This is a genomic window from Sphingomonas ginsengisoli An et al. 2013, assembly GCF_009363895.1.
Classification (GTDB): domain Bacteria; phylum Pseudomonadota; class Alphaproteobacteria; order Sphingomonadales; family Sphingomonadaceae; genus Sphingomicrobium; species Sphingomicrobium ginsengisoli.
This window is the reverse complement of sequence record NZ_CP045434.1, coordinates 1958739-1976305: the sequence shown is the minus strand read 5'-3', so window position 1 is coordinate 1976305 and position 17567 is coordinate 1958739. Positions and strand designations below refer to the sequence as shown.

Annotated in this window: 15 protein-coding genes; 11 read left to right on the top strand and 4 right to left on the bottom strand. The window is 67.8% G+C overall.

Annotated elements, in window-relative coordinates:
* The first annotated feature begins 89 nt into the window (after positions 1-89).
* Positions 90-1490 (top strand): putative 2OG-Fe(II) oxygenase, encoded by a 1401-nt coding sequence (locus GCU42_RS09505; RefSeq protein ID WP_162789194.1) that lies wholly within the window; start codon positions 90-92, stop codon positions 1488-1490.
* On the opposite strand, the gene clpB is transcribed toward GCU42_RS09505, so the two are convergent.
* Positions 1487-4087 carry an ATP-dependent chaperone ClpB gene (gene clpB, locus GCU42_RS09500; RefSeq protein ID WP_114227285.1) on the bottom strand — a complete coding sequence of 867 codons (2601 nt, stop codon included), beginning with the start codon at positions 4085-4087 and terminating at the stop codon, positions 1487-1489. The genes GCU42_RS09505 and clpB overlap by 4 nt on opposite strands.
* 92 nt (positions 4088-4179) lie before the next feature.
* The gene (locus GCU42_RS09495) at positions 4180-4929 is read right to left on the bottom strand and encodes a D-Ala-D-Ala carboxypeptidase family metallohydrolase (protein ID WP_114227284.1); all 750 of its coding nucleotides are present in this window, start codon (positions 4927-4929) and stop codon (positions 4180-4182) included.
* A 62-nt stretch (positions 4930-4991) separates the two neighbouring features.
* On the opposite strand from GCU42_RS09495, the gene GCU42_RS09490 reads away from it, so the two are divergent.
* The 3 genes from GCU42_RS09490 to GCU42_RS09480 all read left to right on the top strand — a co-directional run bounded on the left by GCU42_RS09490 (position 4992) and on the right by GCU42_RS09480 (position 7639).
* Positions 4992-5312: a polyhydroxyalkanoic acid system family protein gene (locus tag GCU42_RS09490; RefSeq protein WP_114227283.1), complete on the top strand. Its 321-nt coding sequence runs from the start codon at positions 4992-4994 to the stop codon at positions 5310-5312.
* A gap of 68 nt (positions 5313-5380) precedes the next feature.
* Positions 5381-6691 carry an FAD-dependent oxidoreductase gene (locus tag GCU42_RS09485; RefSeq protein ID WP_114227809.1) on the top strand — a complete coding sequence of 437 codons (1311 nt, stop codon included), beginning with the start codon at positions 5381-5383 and terminating at the stop codon, positions 6689-6691.
* A gap of 63 nt (positions 6692-6754) precedes the next feature.
* A complete protein-coding gene (locus GCU42_RS09480; protein WP_114227282.1) occupies positions 6755-7639 on the top strand; it encodes a diacylglycerol/lipid kinase family protein in 885 nt (294 codons plus the stop codon).
* 56 nt (positions 7640-7695) lie between these two features.
* Here GCU42_RS09480 and GCU42_RS09475 read toward each other — a convergent pair whose 3' ends face one another.
* On the bottom strand, positions 7696-9774 hold the full coding sequence (locus tag GCU42_RS09475; protein WP_114227281.1) for a M13 family metallopeptidase: 2079 nt from the start codon (positions 9772-9774) through the stop codon (positions 7696-7698).
* Positions 9775-9973: 199 nt separating this feature from the next.
* Here GCU42_RS09475 and GCU42_RS09470 point away from each other — a divergent pair, with 199 nt between their 5' ends.
* Together GCU42_RS09470 and GCU42_RS09465 are read left to right on the top strand one after the other, a co-directional pair.
* Complete coding sequence (locus GCU42_RS09470; RefSeq protein WP_335341010.1) at positions 9974-11404, top strand: M20/M25/M40 family metallo-hydrolase; 1431 nt, start codon at positions 9974-9976, stop codon at positions 11402-11404.
* Positions 11405-11418: 14 nt separating this feature from the next.
* Positions 11419-12186 (top strand): DsbA family protein, encoded by a 768-nt coding sequence (locus GCU42_RS09465; RefSeq protein WP_114227280.1) that lies wholly within the window; start codon positions 11419-11421, stop codon positions 12184-12186.
* A gap of 9 nt (positions 12187-12195) precedes the next feature.
* Here the strand turns inward: GCU42_RS09465 and GCU42_RS09460 are convergent, their stop codons facing one another.
* Complete coding sequence (locus GCU42_RS09460; RefSeq protein ID WP_114227279.1) at positions 12196-13200, bottom strand: ligase-associated DNA damage response exonuclease; 1005 nt, start codon at positions 13198-13200, stop codon at positions 12196-12198.
* Positions 13201-13265: 65 nt separating this feature from the next.
* Here GCU42_RS09460 and GCU42_RS09455 point away from each other — a divergent pair, with 65 nt between their 5' ends.
* The 5 genes from GCU42_RS09455 (at position 13266) to pdeM (ending at position 17465) form a co-directional block, all read left to right on the top strand.
* Complete coding sequence (locus GCU42_RS09455; RefSeq protein WP_114227278.1) at positions 13266-13466, top strand: hypothetical protein; 201 nt, start codon at positions 13266-13268, stop codon at positions 13464-13466.
* 77 nt (positions 13467-13543) lie between these two features.
* On the top strand, positions 13544-15889 hold the full coding sequence (locus GCU42_RS09450) for a ligase-associated DNA damage response DEXH box helicase (RefSeq protein WP_240309404.1): 2346 nt from the start codon (positions 13544-13546) through the stop codon (positions 15887-15889).
* A gap of 127 nt (positions 15890-16016) precedes the next feature.
* Positions 16017-16295 (top strand): hypothetical protein, encoded by a 279-nt coding sequence (locus tag GCU42_RS09445; protein ID WP_114227276.1) that lies wholly within the window; start codon positions 16017-16019, stop codon positions 16293-16295.
* A gap of 26 nt (positions 16296-16321) precedes the next feature.
* Positions 16322-16774, top strand: a complete 453-nt coding sequence (locus GCU42_RS09440; protein ID WP_114227275.1) for a hypothetical protein — start codon at positions 16322-16324, stop codon at positions 16772-16774.
* Between the two features lie 28 nt (positions 16775-16802).
* Positions 16803-17465: a ligase-associated DNA damage response endonuclease PdeM gene (gene pdeM / locus GCU42_RS09435; protein ID WP_114227274.1), complete on the top strand. Its 663-nt coding sequence runs from the start codon at positions 16803-16805 to the stop codon at positions 17463-17465.
* The last annotated feature ends 102 nt before the right edge of the window (positions 17466-17567 follow it).

The window sequence follows — 17567 nt, the reverse complement described above, 5'->3', positions numbered from 1 at the left end:
TGGCGCGGCGGTGGGATCGGGAAGCAGTGGCGAACAACGGGCTTTTTGCGGCGGCTTCGACGGCGTTCGACCGGGGCGACTATGAAGCGATGGTTCGCCTGCTTGAGCCCGCCGTGGCGGCGGCGCGCGACCCTCATCTGTGGCAGTTGCTTGGGCTCGCCCGGCGCGGGCTGCTCGACAGCGACGGCGCAGTCGCAGCGTTCGGCGCCGCGGCGGACCTCGCCCCCGATGATGTGCGGATCGCCCATGCGCTGGCGCTCGCTACTCTCGAAGCGGGGCGTCCGGCTGCGGACTTGTATCAACGGGCGCTGAGCCTCGCGCCGACCGACGCCGGCCTGCTGGTCGGTCACGCCTCGGCGGTGGCGGACAATGGACGCGGCGCGGAGGCGGAGGGCGGCCTGCGGCAATTGCTTCGCGACCATCCCGGCTGGCATGATGGGCATGCGGCCTTCGCACGGCTGGCCGCCGCCAATGGCGGTGGGACCGACGGGACCGCGACGGTACGCGAGGCGCTCACGCGCTTTCCGAAGGACCCCGCGCTGTGGCGGCTGTTGCTACGGCTACTGCTCGATGGGGGCCGTCATGCGGAGACGCTCGAACTCGCCCCGCAGGCAACGGCGGCCGTCGGTGCGTCGACCGAGTGGGCCCGCGCCGAGGCGATCGCGCTGAGCGAGCTTGGCCGGGCGGCAGAGGCACAGCGGCTGTTCGACCGGCTGCCCGCCGATGCGGTCGCGAATGGAATGGTGCAGCGTGTGCGCAACCTCATCCGTCTCGGCCGGCTCGCAGAGGCGACCGTGCTCGCCGAAGCTCGACCGGGCGATGGCGCCGATGCGGTTCTGTGGCCCTATCGGGCGCTGCTGTGGCGGGTTACCGGCGACGAGCGCTGGCAGTGGCTCGAAGGCGATCCCCGCTTGATTGGGACCTACGACCTCGGGCTGACGGCGGGGGAGATCGAGGCGTTGGCGACGATGCTCCGCGCCTTGCACCAGCGCTCGGGGCAGTTGCCCGACCAGTCGGTGCGTCGGGGTACCCAGACCGACGGCAATTTGCTCGCGCGCGCCGAACCGGAAATCGTCCGTCTGCGCACAGCGCTGCTCGACGCCGTGCAAACGCACGTCGCGCAGCTGCCGCCGCCGGTTGCCGGCCATCCCACACTGGGTGGCCCCCGCATGCCGATCCGGGTCAGCGGATCGTGGTCGGTGCGCCTGTCCGACGCCGGCTTCCACGTCGATCACGTCCATCCGTACGGCTGGCTGAGCTCAGCCTGCTACGTCGCCTTGCCGCAGGCCGACGACACGCGTGAGGAAGGGTGGCTGGCGTTCGGCGAAAACCGTGTCCTGCTGCCCGACCTCGCCGGCTTCCGGTCGGTCAAGCCGGTCGTCGGCCAGCTCGTGCTATTCCCTTCGACCATGTGGCACGGCACCCGGCCGTTCAGGGCCGGCGAGCGGCTGACGGTCGCCTTCGATATCGCCCGACCGCCGATCGGCTAGGCCGCGGCGCGCTCTTCGGCCACCGGCGTCAGCGTCAGTCCACCATCGCCCTCGTCGGCCCGCACCGTCGATCCGTCGCGCACCTCGCCCCGGAGAATGAGATCGGCGAGCGGGTCCTGCAGATAGCGCTGGACGGCGCGCTTCAGCGGACGCGCGCCGTAGGTCGGGTCGTAGCCGACTCGCGCCAGCCACGCCCGCGCGGCCTCGGTCAGCTCGAGCTTGATCTTGCGGTCGGTCAGCAGCCTGCGCAGCCGGTCGACCTGGATGTCGACGATCGGCGCCATGTTCCCCGCCGAGAGGCGGTGGAACAGGATGACCTCGTCCAATCGGTTGAGGAATTCGGGCCGGAAATGGGCGCGCACGACGTCCATCACCTGCGGTTCGGCCTTCTCGACCGGCTCGTCGTCGCCGAGCGCGGCGAGATACTGGCTGCCGAGGTTGGAGGTCAGGATGATGATCGTGTTGGTGAAGTCGACCGTGCGGCCCTGGCCGTCGGTCAACCGCCCGTCGTCGAGCACCTGGAGGAGAATGTTGAAGACGTCGCCGTGCGCTTTCTCGACCTCGTCGAAGAGAACCACCTGGTAGGGCCGGCGCCGAACCGCCTCGGTCAGCACGCCGCCTTCTTCGTAGCCGACATAGCCCGGGGGCGCGCCGATCAGCCGGGCGACGGCATGCTTCTCCATGAATTCGCTCATGTCGATGCGGACCATCGCGGTCGCATCGTCGAACAGGAATTCGGCGAGCGCCTTGGTCAGCTCGGTCTTGCCGACGCCGGTCGGCCCGAGGAACAGGAAGGACCCCAAGGGCCGGTTCGGGTCCTGCAGGCCCGCCCGGGCGCGGCGGACGGCGGTCGACACGGCCTTGACCGCCTGGTCCTGGCCGATGACGCGCTTGCCGATCAATTGCTCCATCTGGAGCAATTTCTCGCGCTCACCCTCCATCATCCGCTCGACCGGCACACCGGTCCAGCGGCTGACGACCGCGGCGATATCCTGCTCGGTGACTTCCTCGCGCAGCATCGCATGCTGCGAGACCGCGCGGGCGTCCTCAAGCTGCTTCTCGAGCGCGGGGATGCGCCCGTAGGCAAGCTCGCCGGCCTTGGCGAGATCGCCCCCGCGCTGCGCCTGCTCGAGCTCCAGCCGGGCGGAGTCCAATTGCTCCTGCACCTTCGAGGCAGCGGCGATCTTCTCTTTCTCGGCCTGCCAGCGTTGGGTCAGCTCGGCCGACTGCTGCTCGAGATTGCCGAGTTCGCCTTCGAGATTGCCGAGCCGATCGCGCGAGGCCGCGTCCTTCTCGCGCTTCAGCGCCTCGCGCTCGATCTTCAATTGCATGATCCGCCGGTCGAGGTTCTCGATTTCCTCGGGCTTGCTCTCGACTTCCATCCGGATCCGGCTGGCGGCCTCGTCCATCAGGTCGATCGCCTTGTCGGGCAAGAAGCGGTCGGAGATGTAGCGGTTCGACAGCGTCACGGCGGCCACGATCGCGGGATCGGTGATGGTGATCCCGTGGTGGAGCTCGTACTTTTCCTTGAGGCCGCGCAGGATGCTGATCGTATCTTCAACCGTCGGTTCACCCACGAACACCGGCTGGAAGCGACGTTCGAGCGCGGGGTCCTTTTCGACGTGCTTGCGATATTCGTCGAGCGTGGTGGCGCCGATGCAGTGCAGCTCGCCGCGCGCGAGGGCGGGCTTCAAGAGGTTCGATGCGTCCATCGCGCCTTCGCTCTTTCCCGCGCCGACCAGCGTATGCATCTCGTCGATGAACAGGATGATCTCGCCCGCGGCGCCCTTCACCTCGTCGAGCACACCTTTCAGGCGCTCCTCGAACTCGCCTCGATATTTCGCGCCCGCGATCAGCGAACCCATGTCGAGGCTGAGCAGCCGACGATCCTTGAGGCCGTCGGGCACGTCGCCGTTCATCATCCGGATCGCGAGCCCCTCGACGATCGCGGTCTTGCCGACCCCGGGTTCGCCGATCAGCACCGGATTGTTCTTGGTCCGGCGGGCGAGCACCTGGATGGTGCGGCGGATCTCCTCGTCGCGGCCGATGACGGGATCGAGCTTGCCGTCGCGCGCGGCCTGGGTGAGGTCGCGGGCAAATTTCTTGAGCGCGTCGAGGCGATCCTCGGCACCCTGCGTGTCGGCGGTGCGCCCGCCCTGCAGCTTGTCGATCGCGGCGTTGAGCGCGAGCGGCCTGACCCCCGCGCGCTCGAGCGCGGTCGCGACGTCGCTGCCCTTGGCGAGCGCCATCGCCAGCAGAATGCGCTGCACGGTGACGAAGCTGTCGCCGGCCTTTTTCGCAATCTGCTCGGCCTGGTCGAGCAGGCGCATCACGTCGCCGTCGAGCCCGGGAGCCGAGGTCGCGCCCGAGCCGGTCACGGCGGGCTCGCGCGCGACCAGCGCGTCGGCTTCACGGCGGGCGGCCTTGGCGTCGCCCCCGGCGGCGTCGATCAACCCCGCGGCCATTCCCTGCTCGTCGTCGAGCAAGGCTTTGAGGAAATGCGCCGGGGTGATCCGCTGGTGATGCTCGCGCACCGCGATGGTCTGCGCGGCCTGGACGAAGCCCTTGGCGCGATCGGTGAGTTTTTCGAAGTCCATGGAAGTTTGCTGCCCCTTCTCTGGCAGCGAAGGTAGTGTGGCAATCGGGCCACACAAGCCCGGCCGACGAAATGTCGGTCCGGGGGTGGCAATCAGCGCGGAGCGAGGGGGTCCGAGCTGGGAGAGGCTGGTTGAATCGCGGTGGGGACTACGGTCACCGCTGGCGCCGGCGGGGCTGCCCGGACGATCGGGCTCGGGCAGGCGAGCGTTCCGCCGTCGTTGCGGCCCCACGTGCGATATTTCCAGCTGTCCACGTGGAAGCGCAGCTTGGTATAGAAGCCCAATCCGACATTGTAGCGCGGCCCGTTGATCGCATGGCCCGAACAGAGCCGGCTCATCAGCGTGCCGCGATCGATCGGCAGCAGCGGCACCAGGTCGATCGCCGACATGGTCATGTGGACGCTCTCCGGCGCGCCACCGGCGCACTGGTTGAGGATCGGATTGCGATAGGCGCTGACCGCCTCGACCGGGCCGATCGCCGGCACCACATAATCGCGGACGTAGCGCAGCGTCTGGATGACGTTGGCCCACTGGGTGATCGGCGGCACCTCGAACGGTTCGGCGCCGCACTTTGCCCAGTCGCTCGCGGTCCGCAGCAACTGCCAGGTCGGGACGACGAAGCCGACCTGATTGTCCATCAGATAGCGATGGAAGCTGGCGACCAGTCCGGGCCGCCAGCTCTGCCCGCCGATCCATCGGCGATATCCGGCCTCGTCCTGACCGGCGATCACATAGTCGCCGGTCGGATTCCATACCGGCGGACCGACGCGGAACGGCGGAACGATCGACGCGGCGGCGGCGGTGGGCTGGGCGAGGGCAAGCAGGACTGGCAGCAACGGCATTATCCCAGCCTAAAGCACCCACAGCGCTTGAAAAGTGACTAAGGCGGACGCACGTCGCACGAATGAGCCAGCCCATCCACGTCGACCTCCCCCACACCCTCGGCCGCGAGGAGGCACAGCGGCGGATCGCCGCTAACGTCCACAAGCTCCAGGGCTACATTCCCGGCGGGGCGGACGTCACCAGCAACTGGGTCGATAACCGGCTCGACCTCACCGTCGGGGCGATGGGCCAGAGCGTCGATGCCAAGATCGACGTCGAGGATCGGCTGGTCCGCTGCGTGATCGCACTGCCCGGACTACTGGGCATGTTTTCGAAGCCGATCGAGGCGGCGCTGAAAGCCAAGGGCAGCGACCTGCTGCTCGAGGATCGCACAAAGGTCTAAGTCCCGCGCGCACGGCTCGCCTTGCCGAGCGAATGTGGCTAGCCTCCGTGCTCAAGGAGGCCGCCTTTATGCGCCATTTCGCCGTGATCGGTTCGGGTCCCGCGGGGTTCTACACAGCCGAAGCGCTGCTCAAGACGTACGGCAGTGAGGCGCGGGTCGATATCCTCGACCGGCTGCCGGTGCCTTACGGCCTGATCCGCTTCGGGGTCGCCCCCGACCACCAGTCGATCAAGGCGGTAACGAAGCGCTACGAAAAGGTCGCGCTCGAACCCGGCGCGCGCTTCCTCGGCAATGTCCACCTCGGGGCCGACGTCTCGATCGAGGAGTTGCTTGGCCTCTATGACGCGGTCGTGCTGGCGACCGGCGCGCCGCACGACCGTCGGCTCGGCATCCCTGGCGACGACCTCCCCGGCGTGCTCGGTTCGGCGGCCTTCGTCGGCTGGTACAACGGCCATCCCGATTTCGCCGAGCTGGCGCCGCCGCTCGACGGGACTGCCGCGGCGATCGTCGGCAACGGCAATGTCGCACTCGACGTCGCCCGCATCCTCAGCAAAACCCCGGCGGAGTTCGTCGGCTCGGACATCGTCGGCCATGCGTTCGAGGCGCTTGGCCAGAGCCACCTGCGCAGCGTCACCATCCTCGGCCGCCGCGGGCCGCAGCAGATCGCGATGACGCCCAAGGAGCTCGGCGAGCTCGGCCATCTCGAGCAGGCGCAGCCGCTGGTCGATCCCGCCGACCTGCCGCCGGCCGACAGCGATGCCGAGCTCGATCCGGGGCAGCGCAAGTCCGTCGGGCATTTGCGCGAGTTTGCTGCCATGCCGCGCAACGAAAAGCCGCGCGAGATCCTGTTCGACTTCTTCGCCAGGCCGCTGGCGATCGAGGGTGACGGCCGGGCCGAACGGCTGATCGTCGAACGAACCGCCTTGCAGGCTGACGGCACGTCGCACGGCACGGGCGAGACCTACGCCGTGCCCTGCTCGCTGGTGGTGAGCTGCATCGGCTACGCAACGCCGGCGATCCCCGGCGTGCCCTACGACGACCGGCTCGGCCGCTTCGCCAACGACGGCGGACGGATTGCGGAACGGCTCTATGCCGTAGGTTGGGCTCGGCGGGGCCCGACCGGGACGATCGGGACCAACCGCCCCGACGGCTATGAGGTCGCCGAGCAGATCGCCGCGCTGTTTCCGGCCGAGGGCGGCGACAGCGGGCGGCGCGGCGGCGACGGGCTCGACGCCCTGCTCCAATTGCGCGGCTGCGATCCCGTGCCCTTCCACGACTGGCAGAAAATCGAGGCGGCCGAGGTCGCTGCGGCACGGGCCGGCGCTCCGCGTGAGAAACTGGTGCGGGTCGGCGACATGCTCAAAGCCGGCGGACATTGATTCCCCGCGCATGAACTTGTCGCTTGCCGGACCCAAGCGCGGACACCGCTCGTTACGGGGGCGATGCAGGGTCTGATCATACTCAACAAGGGTGGCGGTAGCGCGGGCGACGACGTCGAGGAGCGGGTCCGCGCCGCGGTTGCCGATGCCGGGCTCGACGCCGAAATCTGTGCGGTCGAAGGCGCCGAGTGTGCGCGCCGGGCGACTGCGGCCCGCGACGATGGCCGACCGTTCGTTGCGGCCGGTGGCGGCGACGGCACGATCAGTTCGGTCGCGGGTATTCTGGCGGGAAGCGAGGTGCCTCTCGCCGTGCTCCCGCTCGGCACGTTGAACCATTTCGCCCGCGACCTCGGCATTCCGACCGAACTCGAAGAGGCGGTGGCAGTGCTCAAGACCGGCCACCACCGCCCGGTCGACGTTGCCGAGGTCAACGGCCGCGTCTTCATCAACAACAGCGCGGTCGGGCTCTATCCGTTGATGGTGCTCGACCGCGAGGCGCAGCAGAAGCGGCTCGGGCGATCCAAGAAGCTGGCGATGCTGGTCGCCGGGGCGCGGACGCTGGTGCGATTCCGTCATCACCGGCTCCGCCTGACGATTAACGATGCTGAGCAGGCGAGCGTCAACACGCCGCTGCTGTTCGTCGGCAACAACGACTATGCGCTGGTTCTGCCTGAAGCGGGCAAGCGTCAGACGCTCGACGACGGGCGACTGTGCGTGATGGTGCTCCGTTCGCAGAGCCGTGCGGGGATGGTCGCCGCGATCCTTCGCGCGCTGGTCGGCCGGACGCGCGACGACGATCTCATCCGGCTCGATGACGTCACCCGGCTCCGCGTGGCGAGTTCACGGAGCCATCTCGCGGTCGCGACCGACGGTGAGACCGAGCATCTCGAAAGCCCGCTCGACTACCGCATCTGGCCCAAGGCGTTGCAGGTGATCGTGCCCCAATGAAAAGCCGGCCCGAGCGGGTGCTCCGGCCGGCCGATCGCTGGTGAGGCGGGAACCGCTTACCAGATGTGGATGCGCTGCTCCGGCGTCAGGTAGAGCGCGCCGCTCTTGACGTTGAACGCCTTGTACCAGGCGTCGAAGTTGCGGACGACGTTGGGACGGAGCTGCCCCGGCGAATGCGGATCGGTGGTCAGCTGGTTGAGCATCGCCGCCTCGCGCATCTTGTTGCGCCATACCTGGCCGAAGCCGAGGAAGAAGCGCTGGTCGCCGGTGTAGCCGTCGATGACCCGGTCGGGCTTCCCGTGCAGGCTCATCTTGTAGGCATCGTAGGCGACGTTGAGGCCGGCGAGGTCGGCCATATTCTCGCCGAGCGTCAGCTCGCCGTTCACATGCTTGCCCGGGATCGGCTCATAGGCGCCGTACTGGGCGACAACCTTGTCGGTGCCGACCTTGAAGCGGTCGATGTCCGCCTGCGTCCACCAGTCGTTGAGGTTGCCCTGCGGGTCGTACTTCCGACCCTGGTCGTCGAAGTGGTGGCTGAGCTCATGCCCGATCACCGCGCCGATCGCGCCATAGTTGACCGCCATGTCGGCGTTCGGATCGAAGAAGGGCGGCTGCAGGATCGCGGCCGGGAACACTACTTCGTTCATCGGCGGGTTGGCGTAGGCGTTCACCGTCATCGGGGTCATGCCCCACTCCGTGCGGTCGACCGGCTTGCCCATCTTCGCGAGGTTGCGGTTATATTCGAACGCGCTGGCGCGGAAGAGATTGCCGACCGGATCGCCGCTCTCGACCGTCAACGCCGAATAGTCGCGCCACTTGGTCGGATAGCCGATCTTGGGGGTGAAGGCGGCGAGCTTGACCCGCGCCTTGGCCTTGGTCTCGGGCGCCATCCAGGTGAGGTTGGCCAACCGGTGATCCATCGCCTTGATCAGGTTGTGGACGAGTTCGTCCATCTTGGCCTTGGTCTCGGGCGTGAAGTATTTGGCGACATAGGCCTGGCCGACCGCCTCACCCAATGCGCCGTTGACCAAGCCAACCCCGCGCTTCCATCGCTCGGGCAGCTGGGGCGTGCCCGACAGCGTCTTGCCGTAGAAGTCGAAATTCTCGTTGACGAACGCCTTGGGCAGCATCGGCGCGGCGGCCGAGATGGTACGGAAGGTCAGATAGTCCTTCCACGTGTCGATCGGCGCCGACTCGATCAGCTTGGCCGACCCGGCGATCGCCTCGGGCTGGCTGACGATCACCCGCTCGGGCGCGCCGATACCGGTCTCGCGGAAATAGGCGTCCCAGTTGACGCCCGGGTCCTGCGCCTTGAGCTCGGCCAGCGTGCGCGGATTATAACGCTTCTCGACCTGGCGCGACTGGACGCGCGACCACTGGACCTGCGCGATCTGCTTCTCGAGGTCGAAGATCCGCTGGGCGCGCGCCTCCGGCTCGCTCATCCCGGCCATGCGCAGCATGTTGCCGACATGGGCGATATACTTGGTGCGCGCCTCGGCAAACTTGGGATTGGTGGTGTCGAGGTAATAGTCGCGGTCGGGCAGGCCGAGGCCGCCTTGGCTGAGATAGACGGCGTAGAGGCTATTGTTCTTGAGGTCCTGCTGGACCCCGGCGCGGATCGGACCGCCGATGCCGGTGCGATTGGCCCAGGCCATCGCATTGGTCAGGTCATCGCGGCTCTGCACCGCGGCGATCCGGGCGAGGTAGGGCCGGAGCGGGGTCAGGCCCTTCGCTTCGATCGCCTGCTCGTCCATGAAGCTCTTGTAGAGGTCGGCGATCTTCTGATCGTTGCTGCCGGCCGGACCGCCGGTCTTGGCGACGTCCTCGATGAGGTCATGGGTGCGCTGGTCGCTGAGGTCGCGGAGGATGCCGAACCCGCCCCAGCTCGACTTGTCGGCGGGGATCTCGGTGTTCTTGTCCCACGTCCCGTTGACGTAATTGTACCAGCTGTCGCCGGGGTTCACGCTCTTGTCCATGCCGGCGAGGTCGACGCCCCAGCTGCCGAGCTGCGGCTTGGCGGAGGTAGTCGAGGCGCGGGCGTGGTGCGCGGGCGCGGGCTTGGCGAGCAGCGGCGCGCTACCGGCGACGGTGACGGCGAGGGCGGCGGTACCGGCCAGAAGAATCCGTTGGAACATGTGAGACTTAACCTCCCCTTGGGTGGCGGTCGGTCTACGCCTCGGCGACCGCCTGTAAAGCGACCGAGCGACACTCCTTCGACAAGGGTGCCCAGTCCATCGACCAGCGGCGGCAACTCGGCGCTGGCGCTTGCCGGAGTGCCGCGTTAGCCTCGCCCATGGCGGCGCCGCCCGAGCGCCGCGTTTCGGGGGAACCGCCGTGCCCATCCGCTCGATTATCGCCGCCACCTTGCTCGCCGCCACTGCCGCGCCAGCGTTCGCCCAAGCGCCGGCTCCGGCGACAGCGCTGCGCCCCGACCAAGTCGAGTTCCGCCGGGTTTACAAGGAGCTGGTCGAGACCAACACGACGCTGTCGGCGGGCAGTTGCACACTCGCCGCCGAGCGGATGGCCGCCTACCTCAAGTCCGCCGGAATTCCCGACAGCGATCTTCACCCGTTCGTCGAACCCTCGCATCCGAAGGAAGGCGGGCTGGTCGTCGTCTACCCCGGCCGTCAGCCGACCGCGCGGCCGGTGCTGATGCTGGCCCACATCGACGTGGTCGAGGCCAAGCGCGAGGACTGGACCCGCGATCCCTTCACCTTGGTCGAGGAGAATGGGAATTTCTACGCTCGCGGCGCCGCCGATGATAAGGCGATGGCGTCGATCTGGGTCGACACGCTGGCGCGGATGGCGCGCGAGAAATATCGTCCCCGCCGCACGCTCAAGCTTGCGCTGACCTGCGGCGAGGAGACCAGCGGCGCGTTCAACGGCGCCGAATATCTCGCCAAGAACCAGCGCCAGCTGATCGATGCGGCCTTCGCGGTCAACGAGGGCGGCGGGGGCAAGCTCGACGCCAACGGTACCCCGCGCTTCCTCGGCATCCAGGTCGGCGAGAAGCTCAGCCAGAATTACACGCTCGAGGTGACCAATCCCGGCGGCCACAGCTCGCGTCCGGTCCCTGACAATGCCATCTATCATCTGGCCCACGCGCTGACCGCGATCGAGGCGACGCGATTCCCGGTGATGTTCAGCGCGACCACCCGCGATTTCTACACCCGCATGGCGCCGACCCGTCCGGCCGACCAGCGCGCGGCGATCACCGCGCTGCTCGCCAATCCGAACGACGTGGCTGCTCGCGCGCTGCTCGAGCGCGAGCCCGACGACAACGCCATTCTCCATACCAATTGCGTCGCGACGATGCTCGATGCGGGCCACGCCACCAATGCGCTGCCGCAGCGGGCGCGCGCCAACATCAACTGCCGGATTTTCCCAGGCACCAGCGCCGAGGACGTTCGCCAGACGCTGATCAAGGCGATTGCCGATCCCAAGGTCGCGGTCTCGCTGCGCGAAGTCCGCAACGCTCCGGCGCCGCCGCCTCCGCTCGACCCGAAGGTGCTCGGTCCGGCCGAGACGCTGGCCAAGCAGATGTTCCCCGGCGTGCCGCTGGTTCGGATCATGTCGGCCGGCGCGACCGACGGCGCCTTCCTGACGCCCGTGGGCATTCCGACCTACGGCATCAGCGGCTATTTCGGCGATCCCGACGGCAATGGCGTGCATGGGCTCAACGAGCGCGTGCGGGTCAGCGTGCTTTACAACAGCCGCGACTATCTCCAGCGGCTGATCCGCATCTACGCCGAACAGGCGGACTGAACGGAGCGACACCTATGCGAACCTCGATTGCCCTTGCCGCCACGGTACTGGCGCTGAGCCTGCCGGGCCTTGCCGCCTGCAAGAAGAGTAGCAGCAGCCAGACCGCCGCCGCGACGACCGCCGACCAGTCGCTCAAGATCACCCAGTCGAGCCCGCCGCCGGGCGGGAGCTGGCTCGACGTCGTCAACACCACCCAGGACGGCTACGTCCGCGGCAATCCCAACGCCAAGGTCAAGCTGCTCGAGATCGCCTCGCTCGGCTGCCCGGTGTGCAAGCGCTTCGCCGACGAGGGCGTCCCGCCGCTCAAGGAACTGGTGAAGAGCGGGCAGGTCAGCTGGGAAATCCGCCCTTACATCATCCACGGGCCGATCGACCTCGCCGCCAACCTGATCGCGCGCTGCAACGGACCGCAGGGCTTCTTCCCGCTGGCCGAGGCGATGTACAAGGATCAGCTGAGCTGGATGGGCACGATCGAGAAGCTGCCGCCGGCCGAACTCGACCAGATGCAATCGCTCCCTGCTCAGCAGGTGGTCAAGCAGATGGCTGAGCGTTCCGGCCTGCAGACGCTTGCCGCGCAGCACGGCTTGCCGAGCGGCAAGAGCAACCAGTGCCTGGCCGACCAGAAGGCGCTCGAGAATGAAGTCGCGGCGACGGCGCGGGTGACCGATCAGTATCCCGACTTCAAGGGCACCCCGACCTTCGTGCTCAACGGCAAGCTGCTCGACCAGACCTCGAACTGGAACGCGCTCAAGCCGCAGCTCGAGGCTGCGCTCAAGAGCTGATGATCGCGCTCAGCCGTCCTCATCGTCGTCTTCATAGCCGACGAGGTTGAGCTCGCGCGCCTTGATCTGGCGGGTCATGCACCAGTGCATCAGCGCGTCCTCGCGGCCGTGGGTGATCCACACTTCCTTGGGCTTGAGCTCGAGGATGGTGGCGGTCAGCTCGTCCCAGTCGGCATGGTCGGACAGGATCAGCGGCAGCTCGACGTTGCGCTGGCGGGCGCGCTGGCGAATCCGCATCCAGCCGCTCGCCATCGCGGTGATCGGGTCGGGCAGGCGGCGCGACCAGCGGTCGTTGAGCGCACCGGGCGGACACATGACCAGATGTCCGGCGAGCTCGGCCTTGCTCGCCCCGGTGGCGGGCCGCAACTCGCCGAGGTCGACCCCCCATTCCTGGTAGAGGCTATTCAGCCTTTCGAGCGCGCCGTGGACGTAGATGGGCGCGGTGTGCCCGCGGTGGCGAGCTTCGCTGATGACCCGCTGCGCCTTGCCCAGCGCATAGGCGCCGACCACCACGCAACGGTCGGGATTGTCGGCCAGCCGGGCGAGCAGGCGGTCGATCTCGCCCCCCGCATCGGGATGGCGGAATACCGGCAGCCCGAAGGTCGCCTCGGTGATGAAGATGTCGCACGGGACCGGCAGGAACGGCTCGCAGGTCGGGTCGGCGCGCCGCTTGTAGTCGCCCGACACCACCACCCGCTCGCCGCGATAGTCGAGGATGATCTGCGCGCTGCCGAGCACGTGGCCGGCCGGAACGAAGCTGACCTCGACTTCGCCGACGGTGACGCTCTGGCCATAGTCGACCGGGCAGCCGTTTTGCTGGCCGTAGCGGACATCCATGATCGCCAGCGTCGCCGGGGTCGCCCACACCGTGCCATGACCGCCGCGCGCGTGGTCGGCGTGGCCGTGTGTGACGAGCGCGCGCTCCTTTGGCTGCGAGGGGTCGACCCAGGCATCGGCGGGTGCGACGTAGATGCCCTCTGCATGAGGCTGTATCCAGGAACCGAGACGGGCCATGCGGGCTTATACGGTAGTGGACGGCGGACGGTTCCGCCCGCAAATTGGCAAGAACGGAGTGGATCATGGCCGCAGGCAGCGACGTCAACTATTGGACGATCGTCACGATACTCGGCCCAATCCTGCTCGTGCTGGCGATCGCCTGGGCGATGATCCGCAACCGCCAGCAGAGCGCGGACAGCGTCGAGCGGACCGAGGAAGCGACCCGCCAGAACTATCGCGACGAGCAGGCCGCGCACGAGAATGAGCCGGGCAGCGGCCTCTGATCGCGGCTGACCTTCCGCCCGTCATCGCCGACTGGTTCGCCGCCAAGGGCTGGGCGCCGCGGCGGCACCAGCTGGCGATGCTCGAACGGGCGCGGGCCGGACGCCACGCGTTGCTGGTCGCCGCGACGGGGGCGGGCAAGACACTGTCAGGCTTCCTGCCGACCTTGGTCGAGCTGGCCGAGCAGCCTGATTTCGACGGCCTCCACACCCTCTACATCTCGCCGCTGAAGGCGCTCGGGGTCGACGTGCAGCGCAACCTGCTTGGCCCGATCGGTGAGATGGGTCTGGCAATCCGGGTCGAGACGCGAAGCGGCGACACGCCGTCTGACCGCAAGGCGCGCCAGCGGGCGCGCCCGCCGCACGTCCTGCTGACCACGCCCGAATCCTTGAGCCTGCTGCTGAGCTACCCCGACAGTTTCACCCTCTTCGCCAACCTCAAGCACGTGGTGATCGACGAGATCCATGCCTTCGCCCGCGACAAGCGCGGCGACCTCCTCGCGCTGAGCCTCGCCCGGCTCCAGCGAATCGCGCCGCAGCTCCGCCGGGTGGGCCTGAGCGCCACCGTCAGCGATCCCGACGCCTATCGCGGCTGGCTCGCCCCCGATGCCGATGAGGAAGAGGTCGACCTCGTCATCGGCGACCCGGGCGCCGACGCCGACCTGTCGATCCTCATCCCCGACGGTCGCGTGCCCTGGTCGGGCCATTCGGGTCGCTACGCCGCCCGCCAAGTGATGGAGCTGATCGAGGCGCACAAGACGACGCTCGTCTTCTGCAACACCCGCAGCCTCGCCGAGCTGATTTTCCAGGAGCTGTGGAAGGTCAACGAGCAGAATCTGCCGCTCGGGATTCATCACGGCAGCCTCGCGCTCGAGGCGCGGCGCAAGGTCGAGGGGGCGATGGCCGACGGCCGGCTGCGGGCTTTGGTCTGCACCTCCAGCCTCGATCTCGGGATCGACTGGGGCGACGTCGAGATGGTCGTCCAGATGGGCGCGCCCAAGGGCTCGAGCCGCCTGCTCCAGCGGATCGGCCGCGCCAATCACCGGCTCGACGAGCCGAGCCAGGGTACCATCGTTCCCGGCAACCGCTTCGAATATCTCGAGGCGCGCGCCGCCCTGGACGCGATCGACGCGCGCGAGCTCGATCCCGAGATCTTCCGCCCGGGCACGCTCGACACGCTCGCCCAGCACATTCTGGCCTGCGCCTGCGCCGCCCCGTTCGAGCAGGCCGACCTGCTTGCCGAACTCCGCTCGGCCGCGCCTTATGCGGGCCTGCAGGACGAGGTGTACGAGCGCGTCCTCCAGTACATCGCCACCGGCGGCTATGCGCTCAAAGCCTATGACAAGTTCCGCCGCCTGACCGAGGAGCCGGCGGGCTCGGGCCACTGGCGGATCACCAAGCCCGCGGTCGCAGTGCAGCATCGGATGAACGCCGGGATCATCGTCGACAATCCGATGTTCGACGTCCGCTTCAAGAACGGCCGGATGCTCGGCCGGGTCGAGGAGGGGTTCGCCTCGACCCTCACCGTCGGCGACCACATCTTCTTCGCCGGCCTCAGCCTCGAGGTCGAGCGGATGAAGGACAGCGACATCATCGTCCGCGCCAGCACCAAGGAGGCGCGGCTGGTCACTTATGGCGGTCAGCGGATGAGCATGACGACGCACCTCGCCGACCGTGTCCGCGCTTATCTCGCGAGCCCCGAGGAATGGCATCGCTTCCCCGACGATGTGCGCGAATGGCTCGAAGTGCAGCAGCGCCGCTCGCGCCTGCCCCAGCCCGACGAACTGCTGGTCGAAACCTTCCCGTTCGAGAAGCGCCATTACATGGTGATGTACAGTTTCGAGGGCTGGAATGCGCACCAATCGCTCGGCATGTTGATCACCAAGCGGATGGAGAAGCTGGGGCTGAAGCCGCTCGGCTTCGTCGCCAACGACTACGCGATCGCGGTCTATGGGTTGGAGAAGATCACCGATCCCGCACCGTTGCTCTCGCCCGACATCCTCGAGGATGAATTCGTCGACTGGGTCGAGCAGTCGATGCTGCTGAAACGCGCTTTCCGTGAGGTGGCGGTGATCGGCGGGCTGGTCGAGCGCCAGCATCCGGGCAAGCGCAAGACGGGGCGCCAGGTCAGTTTCTCGACCGACCTCATCTACGACGTGCTGCGCAAATATGAGCCCGAGCATCTGCTGATGAAGGCGGCGTGGGAGGACGCACGCGCGCGGATGACCGAGCTTGGCCGGTTGGCCCGGCTGGTCGAGCGGGCGGCGGCGCAGATGGTCCATGTCGATGTCAGCCGGGTGACCCCGATGGCGGTGCCGCTGATGGTGGTGATCGGCCGCGAAGCACTGCCGGCGGGCGCGGCGGCGGATGACAGCCTGCTGATCGAGGCCGAAGCGCTGGCAGCGGAGGCGATGCGGCTGGATTGAGGTTTCGTCATTGCGAGCCGAAGGCGAAGCAATCCATTCGCCGCACTGCTCGATGGATTGCTTCGCTTCGCTCGCAATGACGAAGGGCGTTCACCAACGCGCAAGGTTGGCTGCCCGACCTTGGGCCATGCGCTTCCTGCCCGTCCTCACCTTGCCACTCCTTTCCGCCTGCGCGGTCGCCAATACCGCGGTCGATGTCGTCACTTTACCGGTGAAAGTCGTTTCAAAGGGCGTCGACCTCGCAACCACCAGCCAGTCTGAGGCCGACCAGAAGCGTGGGCGACGGATGCGCGAGGCGGAAGAGCGCTACGGCCGCGCGCTGCGCGAGTGGGACAAGGCCTGTCGCAAGGCGACCGCCCAAGGCAAACCCTGCCCGCCGCGACCCGAGATGCCGGAGGTGCGCTAGGCGCGCGACCCCGCTACAGCGCCGCGATGCGCTACTTCCTCGACTGCGAATATGACGGCTGGAACGGCCCGCTGCTGAGCCTCGCGCTGGTGCCCGAGGATGGCGGCGAGGAATTCTACGTCGTCCTGCAGCACGACCGCCCGCTGACCGACTGGGTCGAGCGCCACGTCGCGCCCTACCTGTGGACGGTGCCGGAAGCGCACAAGCATGAGCCGATGGGTCACCGCGAGGCGGCCGAGACGCTCTCGCAATGGCTGACTGGTCTGACCGAGGTCGAGATCGTCGCCGACTGGCCCGAGGACATCTCGCTGTTCTGCCGGCTGATCATGACGGGCTCTGGCGAGATCGTGCGCGTGCCCAAGCTGACCTTCCGCTTCATTCGCCTGCCGGGCTTCTCGACCGCCCGCAACAGCGTCGTGCCGCACAACGCGCTGCACGACGCGCGATCCTTGCGCGACCACTTTACCCACTTGGAATAGCAGGCGTTTCGCGCCACAGGCCGAAGCAATGGTTCCGCTTTCGTTCGCTGGTCACGATTTCCTTGCCGAGCCCCAAGGCGCGCTGTGGTGGCCGGCGCGTCAAGCGCTGCTGGTTGCCGACCTGCACCTTGAGAAAGCGAGCTGGTTCGCCAAGCTCGGCCAGTTCCTGCCGCCCTACGACAGCATCGCGACGCTGACCGCGTTGAACGAACTGGTCGACCGCACCGGCGCCGCCACGCTCTACTGCCTGGGCGACAGCTTCCACGACAAGTTCGGCTGCGACCGGCTACCCGAGGCGGCGTGCGCGCTGCTCACCGGCATGACCGCCCGGCTCGACTGGGTGTGGATCCTCGGCAACCACGACCCGGGCTTCGCCGACCACTGCGGCGGCCGGCTGGTCGAGGAAATCGCGGTCGACAACCTGGTCCTCCGCCACGAAGCCCAGCCCTTGGACCCGCGGCCCGAACTGTCGGGCCATTACCATCCCAAGCTCCGCCTCCAGCTCCGCGGTAAGCGCGTCTCTCGACGCTGCTTTGTCGCCAGCGGGTCGAAGCTGATCCTGCCGGCGTTCGGCGCGCTCACCGGCGGTCTCGACGCGCACCATCCCGAGATCATGAAGAAAGTCGGCGGCTCGGCCGCGGCGTTGATTCCGGTCGCCGACCGGCTGCTGAAGTTTCCGCTGGCCGCGTGAACCTCCCTGCGGCGGAGCCGTGGGGAGGGGGACCGTCAGCCGAAGGCTGATGGTGGAGGGGCCTGTTCGATCGTCGCTGGCCCCTCCGTCAGTCGCTGGCGC

Bases quoted from the DNA above. Each gene is read 5' to 3' on its own strand.
- GCU42_RS09505 (WP_162789194.1), top strand. From the start codon at position 90: ATGGTTCGCCTGCTTGAGCCCGCCGTGGCGGCGGCGCGCGACCCTCAT.
- clpB (WP_114227285.1), bottom strand. From the start codon at position 4,087: ATGGACTTCGAAAAACTCACCGATCGCGCCAAGGGCTTCGTCCAGGCC.
- GCU42_RS09495 (WP_114227284.1), bottom strand. From the start codon at position 4,929: ATGCCGTTGCTGCCAGTCCTGCTTGCCCTCGCCCAGCCCACCGCCGCC.
- GCU42_RS09490 (WP_114227283.1), top strand. From the start codon at position 4,992: ATGAGCCAGCCCATCCACGTCGACCTCCCCCACACCCTCGGCCGCGAG.
- GCU42_RS09485 (WP_114227809.1), top strand. From the start codon at position 5,381: ATGCGCCATTTCGCCGTGATCGGTTCGGGTCCCGCGGGGTTCTACACA.
- GCU42_RS09480 (WP_114227282.1), top strand. From the start codon at position 6,755: ATGCAGGGTCTGATCATACTCAACAAGGGTGGCGGTAGCGCGGGCGAC.
- GCU42_RS09475 (WP_114227281.1), bottom strand. From the start codon at position 9,774: ATGTTCCAACGGATTCTTCTGGCCGGTACCGCCGCCCTCGCCGTCACC.
- GCU42_RS09465 (WP_114227280.1), top strand. From the start codon at position 11,419: ATGCGAACCTCGATTGCCCTTGCCGCCACGGTACTGGCGCTGAGCCTG.
- GCU42_RS09460 (WP_114227279.1), bottom strand. From the start codon at position 13,200: ATGGCCCGTCTCGGTTCCTGGATACAGCCTCATGCAGAGGGCATCTAC.
- GCU42_RS09455 (WP_114227278.1), top strand. From the start codon at position 13,266: ATGGCCGCAGGCAGCGACGTCAACTATTGGACGATCGTCACGATACTC.
- GCU42_RS09450 (WP_240309404.1), top strand. From the start codon at position 13,544: ATGCTCGAACGGGCGCGGGCCGGACGCCACGCGTTGCTGGTCGCCGCG.
- GCU42_RS09445 (WP_114227276.1), top strand. From the start codon at position 16,017: ATGCGCTTCCTGCCCGTCCTCACCTTGCCACTCCTTTCCGCCTGCGCG.
- GCU42_RS09440 (WP_114227275.1), top strand. From the start codon at position 16,322: ATGCGCTACTTCCTCGACTGCGAATATGACGGCTGGAACGGCCCGCTG.
- pdeM (WP_114227274.1), top strand. From the start codon at position 16,803: ATGGTTCCGCTTTCGTTCGCTGGTCACGATTTCCTTGCCGAGCCCCAA.